Source organism: Mycobacterium sp. 050134 (assembly GCF_036409085.1).
Lineage (GTDB): Bacteria > Actinomycetota > Actinomycetes > Mycobacteriales > Mycobacteriaceae > Mycobacterium.
The window spans coordinates 146,195-160,691 of the sequence record NZ_JAZGLV010000002.1; the positions used below are offsets into that span (position 1 = coordinate 146,195).

Below are 14,497 nucleotides of genomic sequence, written 5' to 3' on the forward strand. Positions count from 1 at the left end.
TGAGCCGGCATGTCCAAGGACCTGCAGCCCCACTTCGACGATGTGCAGGCGCACTACGACCTGTCGGACGAGTTCTTTCGCCTCTTCCTGGATCCCACGCAGACCTACAGTTGCGCATATTTCGAGCGCGACGACATGTCGTTGGAAGAGGCGCAGCTCGCCAAGATCGACTTGGCGCTGGGGAAGCTGGGGTTGCGGCCCGGCATGACACTGCTCGACGTGGGCTGCGGCTGGGGTGCCACCATGCGGCGCGCGATCGAGCGCTACGACGTCAACGTCGTCGGGCTGACACTGTCGAAAAATCAGGCCGCCCACGTGCAGAGGTCGTTCGACGCGATGGGCGGTGAGCGCGGCAAGCGCGTCCTGCTGGCCGGCTGGGAACAGTTCGACGAGCCCGCCGACCGCATCGTGTCGATCGGCGCGTTCGAGCACTTCGGCCACGAACGCTATGACGACTTCTTCCAGATGGCGCACAAGGCCCTGCCGGCCGATGGCGTGATGCTGCTGCACACGATCACGGGCCTGACGGGGCCGCAGTGCGTCGAGCGGGGCATCCCTCTGACGTTCGAGATGGCGCGCTTCATCAAGTTCATCGTCACGGAGATCTTCCCGGGCGGGCGGCTGCCGTCGATCGAGATGGTGGCGGAACGCTCGGCCAAGGCGGGGTTCACGCTGACGCGCCGGCAGTCGCTGCAGCCGCACTACGCGCGAACGCTGGACCTGTGGGCCCAGGCCCTGGCGGCGCGCCGCGACGAGGCCATCGCCATCCAGTCCGAAGAGGTCTACGAGCGGTACATGAGGTATCTGACCGGCTGCGCAAAGGCGTTCCGGACCGGCTACATCGACGTGAACCAGTTCACTCTGGAGAAATAGCGGTGGGGCGCGTCACACTGGGGTCGGTGCTGACGTAAAAACCCGGGGCACGCGAACTCAGTGAGTAGGGGATGCCCGTCGGCGCGTGTAGGGTGCCGGGGGATGGCATCGAGCCAAGGTGCCGGTCCAGTCGGGAGGACATCATGTTCGAGAATCGGGTGGGGGCCACGCTCAAGCGGTCGAACCTCGACAATGTCCGGGCGCACTACGACCTGTCGAACGAGTTCTTCGCGCTCTTTGTGGACCCGACTCGCACCTACAGCTGTGCGTATTTCCCGCGCGAGGGCATGAACCTGCACGAGGCGCAGCTCGCGAAGCTCGACCTGACCCTCGACAAGCTGGGCCTGCAGCCGGGGATGACGCTGCTCGACGTCGGCTGCGGCTGGGGCTCGGTGATGAAGCGCGCCGTCGAGCGCTACGACGTGAACGTCATCGGGTTGACGCTGTCGAAGAATCAGCACGCGTACTGCCAGCAGGTGCTCGACGGGATCGACAGCGACCGCTCGCGGCGGGTGCTGCTGAGCGACTGGGCCGAGTTCACCGACCCGGTCGACCGCATCGTCGTGATCGAGGCGTTGGAGCACTTCGGTTTTCACCGTTACGACGACTTCTTCGAGTTCACCTACAACGCCCTGCCCGCGGACGGCGTGATGCTGCTGCACTCGATCACCGGGTTGCACGTCAAGCAGGTGATGGAGCGCGGGATACCGCTGACGATGGAGATGGCGAAGTTCATCAGGTTCATCGTCACCGACATCTTCCCGGGCGGCCGGCTGCCGATGATCGAGACCGTCGAGGAGCACGCGACGAAGGTCGGCTTCAAGGTGGCGCGCCGCCAGTCGCTGCAGCTGGACTTCGCCAAGACCCTGGATTTCTGGGCCGAGGCGCTCGAGGCGCGCAAGGACGAGGCCGTCGCCATCCAGTCCGAAGAGGTCTACGACCGCTACATGAAGTATCTGACCGGCTGCGCGAAGGCCTTCCGGATGGGTTACATCGACTGCAACCAATTCACGTTGGAGAAGTGAACTTCGGTATCGTTGCGCGTCAGATAACACGCCCCGAACCCTGTGTTTTTTGGCGGTGAGTTTCATCCAGGAGAACAAGACGAACATGGCTGATCAACCGGGCGCGGCGAAGACGCGGACGCGCCAATTCCAGGACATCCAAGCGCACTACGACGTCTCCGACGACTTCTTCGCCCTGTTCCAGGACCCCTCTCGCATCTACAGCTGCGCGTATTTCGAGCGCGACGACATGACGCTCGAGGAGGCGCAGTACGCCAAGATCGACCTCAACCTGGACAAGCTCGACCTCAGGCCGGGCATGACCCTGCTCGACATCGGCTGCGGCTGGGGTAGCACCATGCGGCGGGCCATCGAACGCTTCGACGTCAACGTGATCGGCCTGACGCTGTCCAAGAACCAGCACGCCCGCTGCGAGCAGGTGCTCGGGGCGCTCGATACCACCCGGTCGCGCGACATCCGGCTGCACGGCTGGGAGGACTTCAACGAGCCCGTCGACCGGATCGTGTCGATCGAGGCCTTCGAGCACTTCGGCCACGAGAACTACGACGACTTCTTCAAGCGGTGCTTCGACATCATGCCCGACGACGGCCGGATGACCATCCAGAGCAGCGTCGGCTACCACCCGTTCGACATGGCCGCCCGCGGCAAGAAGCTCAGCTTCGAGACCGCGCGTTTCATCAAGTTCATCATCACCGAGATCTTCCCCGGCGGCCGCCTGCCGTCGGCGGAGATGATGGTGGAGCACGGCGAGAAGGCTGGTTTCGTTGTTCCCGAGAGCCTTTCGCTGCGGCCGCACTACATCAAGACCCTGCGCATCTGGGGTGACGCGCTGGAGGCGAACCGGGACAAGGCCATCGAGATCACGTCCGAAGAGGTGTACGACCGCTACATGAAGTACCTGCGCGGTTGCGAACACTACTTCACCGACGAGATGCTCGACGTCCGCCTGGTGACCTACCTCAAGCCAGGCGCCTCGAACTAGTCGGGGCGTAATTCCTGCGTCGGTGTCGGATCGGCGCCGCGCCGTTCGTCGATCGGGTAGAGAGTGAAACACTCAGGTTTCGCTCACTACCGGAGGTGACGACACATGCAGTACTTTGCCTTGTTGATCAGCAGGGAACCCAACCTCACACCCGACGAGCGGGCCGAGATGATGGCCGCCTTCGAGAACTTCCACGCCAAGGCCGGTTCGGCCATCCTGGCCGGCGATGCGCTGCTGCCGGCCGCGACGGGCGTCCGCGTCGCCGGCGGTCCCGACGCGCCGGTCATCACCGACGGGCCGTTCGCCGAGGGCGCCGAGGTCGCCTGCGGCTACTACGTTTTCGAGGCGGAGAACCTCGATGAGGCGCTGACCCTGGCCCGTGGCGTCCCCGTCGCGCACTACGGGGCGGTTGACGTGCGGCCGACGGTCCATCCTTTCCAACCGGCCCGCCGCCCCACCGGCGACGACTGGCTCGCGCTGCTCCTCGAGCCGCCCGAGTCCGCGCACACGCCGGGGACACCCGAGTGGAATGCCGTCGCGGCCCGGCACGCGGAGTTTGCCGCCGCCGCGGGTGATCACATGGTGGGGGGCGCCGCGCTGCACGACCGGTCGACGGCGACCACCGTGCGGGTGCGCAACGGTGAGGTCCTGGTGACGGACGGTCCCTACGCGGAGGGCGCCGAGGTGGCCAACGGCTTCTACCTGCTGTCCGCCGCCGATCGTGACGAGGCCGTGAAGCTCGCGGCGATGATCCCCGCCTCGGCCGTGGAACTGCGCCAGCTGGCCGGGATGTCCGGTCTGTAACTGGGCGAATGAGCAGCCTGGACGGCGTCTTCCGCCGGGAATGGGGGCCCGCCGTCGCCGCGCTCGCGCGGTGGTCCGGCGACCTGACCGTTGCGGAGGACGCCGTCCAGGAGGCCTGCGCGGAGGCGCTTCGCAGCTGGCCGCGCGACGGGCCACCGGAGAATCCCGGCGGGTGGCTGGTGACCGTCGCCCGCAACCGCGCCCGGGATCGGCTGCGCCGCGAATCAGCGCGTCCGGGAAAGGAATTGGCGGCCGTGGTCGACGAGATCCGGGCGCGCACCGACGGCAGCGAACCGCATCCGGTGCGCGACGACGAGCTGCGGATGATGTTCACCTGCGCGCACCCGGCGCTGGATCGGCAGTCGCAGCTCGCGCTCACGCTGCGGCTGGTCTCGGGACTGACGGTTCCCGAGATCGCCCGTGCGCTGTTGCAGAGTGAGGCCGCCGTCGGGCAGCGCATCACCCGGGCCAAGAACAAGGTCCGGCATGCCAACATCCCGCTGCGCGTGCCGCCCGCCGAGCTGTTGCCCGAGCGCACCCCGCACGTGCTGGGCTGCGTCTACTCCGTCTTCACCGAGGGCTACTGGTCGACCGCCGGCCCGTCGGCCATCCGCGACGAGCTGTGTGACGAAGGGGTCCGGCTGGCCGGCGAGCTGTGCGCGTTGATGCCGAACGAGCGCGAGGCACACGCCCTGGCCGCCCTCGTGCTGCTGCACGACTCGCGGCGCGCCACCCGGGTGGACGACGCGGGGATGCTGGTTCCACTCGAGGAGCAGGACCGCCGCAGGTGGGACCGCGCCCGCATCTCCCGCGGGCTGCACCGGTTGCGACTGGCCGAGGGGTCGACGGGCCCGTATCTGCCGCAGGCGGTGATCGCCGCGCTGCACGTGACGGCGCCGTCCTGGGAGCACACCGATTGGAGCACCATCTGCGCGGCCTACGACCGGCTCGCGCAGATGACCGACTCCCCCGTCGTGCGCGCCAACCGCGCCCTGGCGGTCGGTCTCCGCGACGACCCCGACGCCGGGTTAGCGGCCCTGGACGAGGTGGCGGGCGATCCCCGGCTGGCCCGCTCCTCGCTGGTCGCGACGGTGCGTGCCGACCTGCTGCGGCGCGGCGGACGGACCGCCGAAGCCCTCACATGGTATCGAAAAGCGCTGGACGGCAACGGATCCGAGCCGAGCCGGGCGTTCCTGCGCCGCCGCATCGCGGAATGCGGCGGGTAGCTACCGCCGAACGTCGACTTGTTGCGCCGATTACCCGCCGAATCGCGTCACAAGTCGACGCTCGGCGTGAGAAATCAGGCCTCGGCGAAATTCCGGGTGACGGCCGGGTCGACCGGGATGCCCGGACCCGTCGTCGTCGACACGGTGATCTTCTTCAGGTACCGGCCCTTCGACGCCGACGGCTTGAGCCGCAGCACCTCGTCGAGCGCGGCGCCGTAGTTCTCCGCGAGGGTCTTCTCGTCGAAGGACGCCTTGCCGATGACGAAGTGCAGGTTGGCCTGCTTGTCCACGCGGAAGTTGATCTTGCCGCCCTTGATGTCCGCGACGGCCTTGGCGACGTCGGGCGTCACGGTGCCGGTCTTGGGGTTGGGCATCAGGCCGCGCGGGCCGAGGATCCGGGCGATCCGACCCACCTTGGCCATCTGGTCGGGCGTCGCGATGGCCGCGTCGAAGTCCAGGAACCCGCCCTGGATCTTCTCGATCAGGTCGTCGCTGCCCACGATGTCGGCACCGGCCGCCTGCGCCTGCTCGGCCTTGTCACCCACGGCGAACACCGCGACCCGGGCGGTCTTACCGGTGCCGTGCGGCAGGTTGACGGTGCCGCGGACCATCTGATCCGCCTTGCGTGGGTCGACTCCCAGCCGGATGGCCACCTCGACGGTCGCGTCCTGCTTGGCCGACGACGTCTCCTTGGCCAGCTTGGCCGCTTCGAGCGGGGTGTACAGGTGGTCGCGGTCCACCTTCTCGGCGGCGGCGCGGTATGCCTTGCTGTTCTTGCTCATCGATATCCAATCTCGTGGTTGGTTGTGGTTGCGAACGGGCCGAAGCTGGCCCTCCCACGGGCGGGGCGTTTACTCGACGGTGATGCCCATCGACCGGGCGGTCCCGGCGATGATCTTGGCGGCGGCGTCGATGTCGTTGGCGTTGAGGTCGGTCTTCTTGGTCTCGGCGATCTCGCGCACCTGGTCCCAGGTCACCTTGGCGACCTTGGTCTTGTGCGGCTCCGCCGAGCCCTTGCCCACGCCGGCGGCCTTGAGTAGCAGCTTGGCGGCGGGCGGGGTCTTCAGGGCGAAAGTGAAGCTGCGGTCCTCGTAGACCGTGATCTCCACCGGGATGACCTGCCCGCGCTGGTTCTCCGTGGCGGCGTTGTAGGCCTTGCAGAACTCCATGATGTTGACGCCGTGCTGGCCGAGCGCGGGGCCGACCGGCGGCGCCGGGTTGGCCTGTCCCGCCACGATCTGCAGCTTGATCAGCCCGGTGACTTTCTTCCTCGGGGCCATGGGTTGGGTGTTCCTTCCTCGTCTTTGTCTGAATGCCGAACTAAATCTTCGAGACCTGGCCGAACGTCAGCTCGACGGGCGTCTCACGGCCGAAGATCGACACCAGCACCTTGAGCTTTTGCTGTTCGGCGTTGACCTCGTTGATCGTCGCCGGCAGCGTGGCGAACGGCCCGTCCATCACGGTCACCGATTCGCCGACTTCGTAGTCGACCTCGACGGCCGGGCGCTCGAGGCCGCCCGCCTCGGCGGCGGCGGCGGTGCTGGCCGCACCCTTCGCGGCCTTCTTCGCCGCGCCGCGCGGCAGCAGGAACTTCACCACGTCGTCGAGCGTGAGCGCCGACGGCCGCGACGTCGCGCCGACGAACCCGGTGACGCCGGGCGTGTTGCGCACCGCGGCCCATGAGTCGTCGGTGAGGTCCATGCGGACCAGGATGTAGCCGGGCAGGACCTTGCGGTTGACCTGCTTGCGCTGGCCGTTCTTGATCTCGGTGACCTCTTCGGTCGGGACCTCCACCTGGAAGATGTAGTCGCCGACGTCGAGGTTCTGCACACGGGTCTCGAGATTGGCTTTCACCTTGTTCTCGTAGCCCGCATACGAGTGGATGACGTACCAGTTGCCGGGCTTGCTGCGCAGCTCCGCCTTCAGCGCGGCGGCCGGGTCAACATCCTCGGCCGGCTCGGCCGGGGCCGAGGTTTCGGCCGGCTCGGCCGGGGCCGAAATGTCGGGAGCCTCGTCGGTCTCTTTCAGATCGACCGCTTCACCCGCTGACGTGTCACCGTCGAAGGTAGTCACGGTTGTAAGTCCTCTCTATCACTTTCGACGCTCAGCCGAACACCAGCAGCACGAGCTTGGTCAGGCCGAAGTCCGCCAGGCCGACCACCGCCACCATGAAGGCCAGAAACGCCAGCACCACGGAGGTGTACGTGAACATCTGCTTGCGGTTCGGCCAGATGACCTTCCGCATCTCCGCAACGACCTGCTTGAGGTAGTTGAAGACGAACACGAAGGGGTTGGCGGGGCGGTCCCCGGGCTTCCTGGCTTTCGCCGGCTTCTTACCCGTCTTGGCCTTCGCGCCCTTCTTCCCCTTGTCCTCCTTGGCGGCCTCGGCCTCGCCGGAGTGCGCCGTGTCGGCGTCCCGGTCGGCATCGGTGACGCGCTGCCGGGACCGCTTGCCGGTCGGGCGCTGTGGACGCGCCGCCGGCTCCGTCACCACGGCCGTCCGACCGCCGCCGGCGCGGCTCTCGTCGCTGTCGCCGCCGTCGCGTGCGGCGTCGTTGGCAGCGTTGCCCTCGTCGCTCACCGCGTGCTCCTTTGTTTGCTAGTGCCTGCGAGCCGTCCCACCGCGGTGGTCACCCTTTCCAGTGTCCACCATGGCACGGCCCGGCCGTTAAGCAGGGGCGACAGGACTTGAACCTGCAACCTGCGGTTTTGGAGACCGCTGCTCTGCCAGTTGAGCTACGCCCCTTCGCGGTTGGCAGGCCAACCTGCGCTTACCTATCGGGGCTTACATGACACGCGCGCCCCCGGTCGGTGATCGCGAACCGACGGACAGCGCGCTGATGCTGGGAAAACCCCGAGGTCCGAGTGTACTAGATATTTTCCGAGGCCCAGACCGATGCCGATTACGAGGTTCGGACGACCTGGCCGGACTCTTTGTCCCATTTGAGCCGGGCGGAGCCGTCCCCCTGCTGGCCCATCAGGGTGGTGTAGGCCTCCAGCACGAGCTCGCCGCGGTCGTTGTGACAGACGTTCTTGGTGACCACAATGTCGGCGCCGAAACGCTCGACCACCGAGTAGATTTCCATCCGGGCCCACAGCTTGTCGCCGGCGAGAATCGGCTTTTTGAAGATGAACTTCTGGTCGACCTGGACGATCTGCATGGTCTCCATGCCCACGTCGACATTCCGGAAGAAATCCAGCTGGACGAGCTTCGCCAGGATCGACGCGAATGTCAGCGGCGCAATGATGTTGTCGTGGCCGAGTTCCGCGGCGGCATCTTCCTCGAAATAAGCCTGGTGGTCACACTTGATGGACTGCGCGAATTGGCGGAGTTGCTCGCGGCCCACAACGAAATAGTCGGGGTAGCGCCAGACCATCCCCCGAATGTCGGTCTTCAGCGCCATCAGCTACGCCAGCTTCGCCGACGCGACTGCCCGGCCGAAGATCTTTTTGCCCCCGGTGGTGGCCGTGAGCGCGATGGTCACGGTCTTGCTGTCCGGATCCGCGGACTTCACCCGGCCGCTGAACACCAGCTCTGCCCCCTTGCCGTCGTTGGGCACAGGGACGACGGCGGTGAACCGCACGTTGTACTCGGTGACCGCGCCCGGGTCACCCACCCAGGAGGTGACGTAACCGCCGCCGATGCCCATCGTCAGCATGCCGTGGGCGATGGCGGTGTCCAGCCCGACGACCTTGGCGATCTCGTCGTCCCAGTGGATCGGGTTCAGGTCACCCGAGACCCCGGCGTAGTTCACCAGGTCCTGGCGGGTCAGCGGGTAGGTCTTCTCCGGCAGCTGGTCGCCCACCTTCACCGAATCGAACTCACGCAGTGGCATGTGAAAATCCCTTTTCCCCATCGTCGCCCGCACGCCCCGCCAGGGTCGTGTAGGTCTCTTGGACAGTTTCACCGGCTTCGTTAGTGATGATGTTCTTGGTCACGATGATCTGGGTGCCGTGCGACTCGCGCATCGAGTCCACCCAGACGTCGCAGTACAGCTTGTCACCCGCCACGATCGGCTTCATGAATTTGAGCACCTGGTCGACCTGCACGATCTGCTGGTCGGTGACCGCGATGCCCGCGTGGTCGAAGAACGCTGACTGGGCCTTATAACCGAACACGGAGATGAACGTGAGCGGGGCGACGAGCCCGGAGTAGCCGAGCTCGGCGGCCGCCTTCTCGTCGAAAGAGCAGGCATCCATGTGTTGCACGGCCTCGGCATGCTCGCGGATCTTCTCGCGCTCCACCTCGTAGTGGTCGGGGTAGCGGTAGTGCATCCCGACGATGCTTGAAGACAACCCCACGGCTTCAAACCTACCTAGTCGATCTCAGTAATTGCGCGCAGGTGATTACCGCGTCTCCCGATGGGCCTGGTGCTTGCCGCAGTTCGGGCAGAACTTCTTCAGCTCCAGCCGGTCCGGGTCGTTGCGGCGGTTCTTCTTGGTGATGTAGTTGCGGTGCTTGCACACCTCACACGCCAAGGTGATCTTGGGCCGCACATCGGTACTGGACGCCATATCGGTCTCTCTCGAATCTCTCTATACAAAACGCGTTGTTGTGTTGTAGCGATGGCCGGACTCGAACCGGCGACCTAACGATTATGAGTCGTTCGCTCTAACCGACTGAGCTACATCGCCTCTGGCCACCCCATTTGGGGTCAGGCCGCCACGCCTGCTCGGCGTCCGCCGAGCCCCCTAACGGAATCGAACCGTTGACCTTTTCCTTACCATGGAAACGCTCTACCGACTGAGCTAAGGGGGCCGTTCACCCGAATCGGCGCTTGCCGTGGGCCTAAAAGAGGGTACAACCTGGCTCGCAGCGGCACCAAACCACCAGCCCCCAGGATGCGGGAACCGGGGTTATGTCACCCGGCCGTCGCCGCCGCGGCGAGGTTCCCAGGCGCTGAGATCGCTGAACTCGTCGTACTCGTCGTCCGGTTCGGCTTCGGTGCCCGCCTCGCCGAGCAGGGTGCGCAACGCGAGGTGAACGGCCTCGCGCATGTCGGCAAGATGGAACCGACGGATCGCCTCTTCGACCAAGTCGGTGTCGACCTCCAGCTCGACCCTCTTCTTCATGCGCCAACAGTACCCACTCTGAAAACGGTCAATCGCGAGCTCCCGGGCGCTTTCCGGCGAAAATTTGGTGCCGGCACGGTCGCGACAGGTCCTAGGCTGATAACGTGCCAGAGGACCGGCTCTACTTCCGCCAATTGCTCTCGGGCCGTGATTTCGCCGCCGGCGACATCATCGCGGTGCAGATGCGCAACTTCGCCTACCTGATCGGTGACCGGCAGACCGGTGACTGCCTGGTGGTGGATCCCGCCTACGCCGCCGGCGACCTCCTCGACCAGCTCGAGGCAGACGGCATGCACCTGTCGGGCGTCTTGGTTACCCATCATCATCCCGATCACGTGGGTGGGTCGATGATGGGCTTCGAGCTGAAGGGCCTGGCGGAGCTGCTCGAGCGGGCCCCCGTCCCGGTGCACGTCAACACCCATGAAGCGCTGTGGGTTTCGCGCGTCACCGGGATCGGGCTCGGAGACCTGACGACCCACGAGGGCCACGACAAGGTCCATGTGGGCGAGATCGAGATCGAGCTGCTGCACACCCCGGGACACACTCCGGGCAGCCAGTGTTTCCTGCTGGACGGCCGCCTGGTGGCCGGCGACACACTGTTCCTGGACGGCTGCGGGCGCACCGACTTTCCCGGGGGTAACTGCGACGACATGTACCGCAGCCTCCAGCGGCTCGCCACGCTCCCCGGCGACCCGACGGTGTTCCCGGGGCACTGGTATTCCAACGAGCGCAGCGCAGCCCTGTCGGAGGTCAAGCGCTCCAATTACGTGTACCAGGCCGCCGCAAACCTGGAGCAGTGGCGAATGTTGATGGGCGGCTGACCTCGCCAGCATGGCATCGGCGGCAGCGGATACGCGCACGATTTGCGAGAATTTCCGGCCGATTGCAACTGTGATATAAGCGGAGGGTGGATTCCATGGGGTGGATCCAGGACAGCTGGCACGGAGTCACCAATGTCGGATCCAGCACCTGGTTGGCGTGGGCGGCCTGGGGGGCGATCGCGCTCGGAGTCATCGCGCTGATCTTCACGAATCGCCAGCTCAAGCGGCACCGGGGACTCGCCGCGGAGCAGGCGCGCCCCCACGTGGCGATGCTCATGGAGCCGCATCCCGCGGACTGGCACGTCATCGAACTCGTGGTCCGCAATTTCGGCCGGACCGCGGCCTACGACATTCGATTCGCCTTTTCCAATCCGCCGACGGTCGCCGAATACGAAAATGCGACCGACGGTTACGCCGATGTCGTCGAGCTGCAACTGCCCCGCGAGTTGCCGGCACTGGCGCCCGGCCAGGAATGGCGCATGGTGTGGGACTCGGCCCTCGACCGCGCCGAGATCGGCAGCGGCATCGAGTCGCGCTTCACCGGGACGCTGGTCTATTACGACCGGCCCCACCGGGCACGCGGGTGGCGGTTCTGGCGGGGCGAGCGGACGCCGCTGGAGACGAGAGTGGTCCTGGACTGGGATGAGCTGCCCCCCGTGCAGCGGATCGACCTGATGACGACCCACGACCTCGCGAAGCGGGAGAAGCAGAAGCTGGAGCTGCTGCGCGGCCTGCTGACGTACTTTCACTACGCGAGCAAGGAAACCCGCCCCGAGGTGTTCCGCAGCGAGATCGAGCGGATCAACGGCGCGGTCCGGGAAACCCAGGACCGATGGCGTGCCCGGCAGGTCGACGCGCCCACCGATGTCAGGCTGCGCTGGGGGAGCGCCGACAATGATCTGAGAAATGATCTAGGAAAGCACCACACCCAGCACGTCTGATCGCAAGGAGCGACTCATGAGCGGCCCGGTCTCCTACTCCCACAAGGACTCGATCGCGGTCCTGCGAATGGACGACGGCAAAGTCAATGCGCTGGGCCCGACCATGCAAAAGGCCCTCAACGAAGGGATCGACCGGGCGGACGCCGACAACGCCGGCGCGCTGGTGATCACGGGCAACGAGCGGGTGTTCAGCGGCGGGTTCGACCTGAAGATCCTGACGTCCGGCGAGGTACAGCTGGCGATCGACATGCTCCGGGGCGGCTTCGAGCTGGCGTATCGGCTGTTGACCTACCCGAAGCCGGTGGTGGTGGCGTGCACCGGCCACGCGATCGCGATGGGCTCCTTCCTCCTGGCCTCCGCCGACCACCGGGTGGCCGCCCACGCCTACAACATCCAGGCCAACGAGGTCGCGATCGGCATGGTCATCCCCCACGCCGCGTTGGAGATCATGAAACTGCGGCTGACGCCGTCGGCGTACCAGCAGGCCGCCGGGCTGGCCAAGACGTTCTTCGGCGAGACCGCCCTGGCCGCCGGCTTCGTCGACGAGATCGTGCCGCCAGAGATTGTGGTCAGCCGGGCCGAGGAGGCCGCGCGCGAATTCGCCGGCTTGAACCAACGCGCCCACGCCGCAACCAAATTGCGCGCCCGCGCGGACGCGCTCAGGGGAATCCGCGCCGGTATCGACGGGATCGAGGCCGAGTTCGGGCTCTGACCGAAAATGAACGCGGTGGCCGGTTAAGCAAACTCGGGCCACCGCGTTCCCATCGCCTCCTCGAGACAAGTGTGACATGTGCACGGCGGGCCGTCACTCGACGCGGCCCCGCGGCCCCGGCTCGACCAGGCGCCGAAGGTTGTGCAGGCTCCCGTCGAGGGACCGACCGACCCAGCGGGCCGCAACCCGGTCGGCAACGAGGCCCAATAACCCGCCCTCCGAGCTGTAGGCGAGCCGAAACGTCACGGCCGTCCGGCCCGACCCCGCGTCGCGCAGCCGGAACCGCCCGCGCTGGGTGACGCCGGTGATGTTGATCCAGGCGAGGTCGCGCGCCGCGTCGAACTCCACCACCTCGGCGACACCGCCCACCGGGATCGAGCCGATCTTCCACAACACGGAGTACCGGGCGCCCACCCGGGCCGGGCCCTCGGTCAGCGTCTCCCAGTGCACCAGGTGGGCCAGGAACGACGGGTACCGATCCGGGTCGCTGAGCACCTTCCACACGGCGTCGCGATCGGCGTTGACGACGATCCGGCGCTCGACGCGCATCAGCCGATCACCGGGAAGCGACGTCCGGCGGCGAGCCGGTCGATCCCGGCCTGCAGGCTGGCGATCACCGCGTCGTACACCGCCCGGTCGGGAACCGCCGGGTCGTCCACGCGGATCGGTTCCTGCACCTCGATGACGATCTTGGCGGGCAGCGGGATGTGCCCCAGCAGGTCACCGACGTTCAGGCCCCACGGCAATGCCAGGGAGACGGGCACGCTCTTGAGTCGAAACAACCTGTCGAGCAGCAGCAGCTTGGCCAGCCACTGCGCGCGCCCGAGGAACAGCGCCGTTTCCTGCCCACCCACGCTGGCTACCGGCACGATCGGCACACCGGTCTCGCGGGCCAGCCGCACGAAGCCCATCCGCCCGCCGAAGTCGACGACGTGGCGCTGCCAGGACGGGCGGAACACCTCGTAGTCGCCGCCGGGGTACACCAGCACGGCGGCGCCGTATTCCAATGCGAGGCGGGCGTTTTCGGGGCTGGCCGCCACGGTCCCGAACTTGCGCAGCCAGCGCAGCGGCGGGTAGAGCGTGACCAGGTTGTGCGCGAGCTGGTAGAAGGGCCGCTCGACACCGAAGTACGAACAGAACGCCAGGGTGAAGACGAACGTGTCGGGCGGCACGTTGCCGCCGCTGTGGTTGCCGACCAGCAACACCGGCCCGTGCGGCGGGATGCGGTCGAGCCCGCGGACGTCGGCCCGGAAGTACAGCGAGGCCAGCAGCCAGGTGCCGGGGAGCTGGTCGCGGATGAAGTCCGGGTCGCGCTGATCCAGGTCCGCCTTGGGCACCCGGTCCGCGATGCGCCTACCCGCCCATCCGATGGCATCCGCGGCGCCGGCCATGCCCCCACCCTGGCACAGCCGCGCTGACGACAGCAGGGCCTTAGGTCGCTACCCCGGAATGCTTCCCATCACCATCGCCCGTGGTGCACGACCTCGGCGAAGGGCCGCCGGTTCGGCCTGCGGATGGGCGCGAGCGGACGGTCGGCCGGATATCCCAGGCCGAGCAGGAAGGCCACCAGGTGGTCGCCAGGCACACCGAGGATGGCGCGGGCCTTGTCCTGGTCGCCCACCGACGAGTGGCCCGTCCCGATCCCGAGATCGGTGGCCGCGATCATCATCGCCATCGTGGCCTGACCGACGTCGTAGTTGTCGGTGACCACCCTGCGTTCGTCGGGTGGGACCGGCACCGCGATCGCGATCGCCGCGGCGGCACCGGCGATGTGACCGGCGCCCTGCCACACCGTGGACAGCTCCCGCAGCTGAGCCGGATCCGTGACGATCACGAAGTCCCACGGCTGGCGGTTCTTCGCCGACGGCGCCCGCCACCCCGCCTCGGCAATGCGGTCCAGGTCGGCATCGGGGATCGGGTCCGGCTTGTATTCGCGCACGTTGCGCCGGGCACAGATCGCCTCCCAGGCTTCCATCTCAGCCTCCCTTCACCGTTCGCGGTCGAGCTTATGCGCGTCCGCGGACGAGGGTGCTGCCGTAT

At 66.8% G+C, this 14,497-nt stretch carries 20 protein-coding genes and 3 tRNA genes; 8 read left to right on the forward strand and 15 right to left on the reverse strand.

Going from position 1 to position 14,497, the window contains the following annotated elements; all coding sequences use genetic code 11:
• Positions 1-9: 9 nt before the first annotated feature.
• From mmaA2 to SKC42_RS02750, 5 genes are all read left to right on the forward strand, one after another.
• Complete coding sequence (gene mmaA2 / locus SKC42_RS02730) at positions 10-873, forward strand: cyclopropane mycolic acid synthase MmaA2 (protein WP_330962773.1); 864 nt, start codon at positions 10-12, stop codon at positions 871-873.
• A 143-nt stretch (positions 874-1,016) separates the two neighbouring features.
• Positions 1,017-1,898, forward strand: a complete 882-nt coding sequence (gene mmaA3 / locus SKC42_RS02735) for a methoxy mycolic acid synthase MmaA3 (RefSeq protein ID WP_330962774.1) — start codon at positions 1,017-1,019, stop codon at positions 1,896-1,898.
• Between the two features lie 85 nt (positions 1,899-1,983).
• The gene (gene mmaA4, locus SKC42_RS02740; RefSeq protein WP_330962775.1) at positions 1,984-2,880 is read left to right on the forward strand and encodes a hydroxymycolate synthase MmaA4; all 897 of its coding nucleotides are present in this window, start codon (positions 1,984-1,986) and stop codon (positions 2,878-2,880) included.
• A gap of 105 nt (positions 2,881-2,985) precedes the next feature.
• Complete coding sequence (locus SKC42_RS02745; protein WP_330962776.1) at positions 2,986-3,684, forward strand: YciI family protein; 699 nt, start codon at positions 2,986-2,988, stop codon at positions 3,682-3,684.
• Between the two features lie 8 nt (positions 3,685-3,692).
• The gene (locus SKC42_RS02750) at positions 3,693-4,910 is read left to right on the forward strand and encodes an RNA polymerase sigma factor (protein ID WP_330962777.1); all 1,218 of its coding nucleotides are present in this window, start codon (positions 3,693-3,695) and stop codon (positions 4,908-4,910) included.
• Between the two features lie 74 nt (positions 4,911-4,984).
• On the opposite strand, the gene rplA is transcribed toward SKC42_RS02750, so the two are convergent.
• From rplA to SKC42_RS02810, 12 genes are all read right to left on the reverse strand, one after another.
• The gene (gene rplA / locus SKC42_RS02755; protein ID WP_330962778.1) at positions 4,985-5,692 is read right to left on the reverse strand and encodes a 50S ribosomal protein L1; all 708 of its coding nucleotides are present in this window, start codon (positions 5,690-5,692) and stop codon (positions 4,985-4,987) included.
• Positions 5,693-5,761: 69 nt separating this feature from the next.
• Positions 5,762-6,190 carry a 50S ribosomal protein L11 gene (rplK, locus tag SKC42_RS02760; RefSeq protein ID WP_330962779.1) on the reverse strand — a complete coding sequence of 143 codons (429 nt, stop codon included), beginning with the start codon at positions 6,188-6,190 and terminating at the stop codon, positions 5,762-5,764.
• A 40-nt stretch (positions 6,191-6,230) separates the two neighbouring features.
• Positions 6,231-6,983 (reverse strand): transcription termination/antitermination protein NusG, encoded by a 753-nt coding sequence (gene nusG / locus SKC42_RS02765; RefSeq protein WP_330962780.1) that lies wholly within the window; start codon positions 6,981-6,983, stop codon positions 6,231-6,233.
• A gap of 31 nt (positions 6,984-7,014) precedes the next feature.
• On the reverse strand, positions 7,015-7,491 hold the full coding sequence (secE, locus tag SKC42_RS02770) for a preprotein translocase subunit SecE (RefSeq protein WP_330962781.1): 477 nt from the start codon (positions 7,489-7,491) through the stop codon (positions 7,015-7,017).
• A gap of 92 nt (positions 7,492-7,583) precedes the next feature.
• Positions 7,584-7,656: transfer RNA gene (locus SKC42_RS02775), tRNA-Trp, on the reverse strand.
• A 157-nt stretch (positions 7,657-7,813) separates the two neighbouring features.
• Positions 7,814-8,314, reverse strand: coding sequence for a (3R)-hydroxyacyl-ACP dehydratase subunit HadC (gene hadC / locus SKC42_RS02780; RefSeq protein WP_330962782.1), 501 nt, complete (start codon positions 8,312-8,314; stop codon positions 7,814-7,816).
• Positions 8,315-8,317: 3 nt separating this feature from the next.
• Positions 8,318-8,746 carry a (3R)-hydroxyacyl-ACP dehydratase subunit HadB gene (gene hadB / locus SKC42_RS02785; protein WP_330962783.1) on the reverse strand — a complete coding sequence of 143 codons (429 nt, stop codon included), beginning with the start codon at positions 8,744-8,746 and terminating at the stop codon, positions 8,318-8,320.
• The gene (gene hadA, locus SKC42_RS02790) at positions 8,733-9,212 is read right to left on the reverse strand and encodes a (3R)-hydroxyacyl-ACP dehydratase subunit HadA (RefSeq protein WP_330962784.1); all 480 of its coding nucleotides are present in this window, start codon (positions 9,210-9,212) and stop codon (positions 8,733-8,735) included. The genes hadB and hadA overlap by 14 nt, the downstream gene beginning before the upstream one ends.
• A gap of 45 nt (positions 9,213-9,257) precedes the next feature.
• The gene (rpmG, locus tag SKC42_RS02795) at positions 9,258-9,425 is read right to left on the reverse strand and encodes a 50S ribosomal protein L33 (protein WP_003898538.1); all 168 of its coding nucleotides are present in this window, start codon (positions 9,423-9,425) and stop codon (positions 9,258-9,260) included.
• Between the two features lie 46 nt (positions 9,426-9,471).
• Positions 9,472-9,545: transfer RNA gene (locus SKC42_RS02800), tRNA-Met, on the reverse strand.
• 51 nt (positions 9,546-9,596) lie between these two features.
• Positions 9,597-9,669: transfer RNA gene (locus tag SKC42_RS02805), tRNA-Thr, on the reverse strand.
• A gap of 98 nt (positions 9,670-9,767) precedes the next feature.
• The gene (locus SKC42_RS02810) at positions 9,768-9,983 is read right to left on the reverse strand and encodes a type II toxin-antitoxin system VapB family antitoxin (protein ID WP_330962785.1); all 216 of its coding nucleotides are present in this window, start codon (positions 9,981-9,983) and stop codon (positions 9,768-9,770) included.
• A 104-nt stretch (positions 9,984-10,087) separates the two neighbouring features.
• Between SKC42_RS02810 and SKC42_RS02815 the strand changes: the two genes are divergently transcribed.
• From SKC42_RS02815 to SKC42_RS02825, 3 genes are all read left to right on the forward strand, one after another.
• Positions 10,088-10,804, forward strand: a complete 717-nt coding sequence (locus SKC42_RS02815; RefSeq protein ID WP_330962786.1) for an MBL fold metallo-hydrolase — start codon at positions 10,088-10,090, stop codon at positions 10,802-10,804.
• Positions 10,805-10,899: 95 nt separating this feature from the next.
• The gene (locus SKC42_RS02820; protein ID WP_330962974.1) at positions 10,900-11,745 is read left to right on the forward strand and encodes a hypothetical protein; all 846 of its coding nucleotides are present in this window, start codon (positions 10,900-10,902) and stop codon (positions 11,743-11,745) included.
• A 16-nt stretch (positions 11,746-11,761) separates the two neighbouring features.
• Entirely contained in the window at positions 11,762-12,457 is a 696-nt protein-coding gene (locus SKC42_RS02825; protein WP_330962787.1) for a crotonase/enoyl-CoA hydratase family protein, read from the forward strand.
• 93 nt (positions 12,458-12,550) lie between these two features.
• Here SKC42_RS02825 and SKC42_RS02830 read toward each other — a convergent pair whose 3' ends face one another.
• From SKC42_RS02830 to SKC42_RS02840, 3 genes are all read right to left on the reverse strand, one after another.
• Entirely contained in the window at positions 12,551-13,006 is a 456-nt protein-coding gene (locus SKC42_RS02830) for an SRPBCC family protein (protein ID WP_330962788.1), read from the reverse strand.
• Entirely contained in the window at positions 13,006-13,848 is an 843-nt protein-coding gene (locus SKC42_RS02835; RefSeq protein WP_330962789.1) for a lysophospholipid acyltransferase family protein, read from the reverse strand. The genes SKC42_RS02830 and SKC42_RS02835 overlap by 1 nt, the downstream gene beginning before the upstream one ends.
• 68 nt (positions 13,849-13,916) lie before the next feature.
• Positions 13,917-14,432, reverse strand: coding sequence for a nitroreductase family protein (locus tag SKC42_RS02840; protein WP_330962790.1), 516 nt, complete (start codon positions 14,430-14,432; stop codon positions 13,917-13,919).
• Between the last annotated feature and the right edge of the window lie 65 nt (positions 14,433-14,497).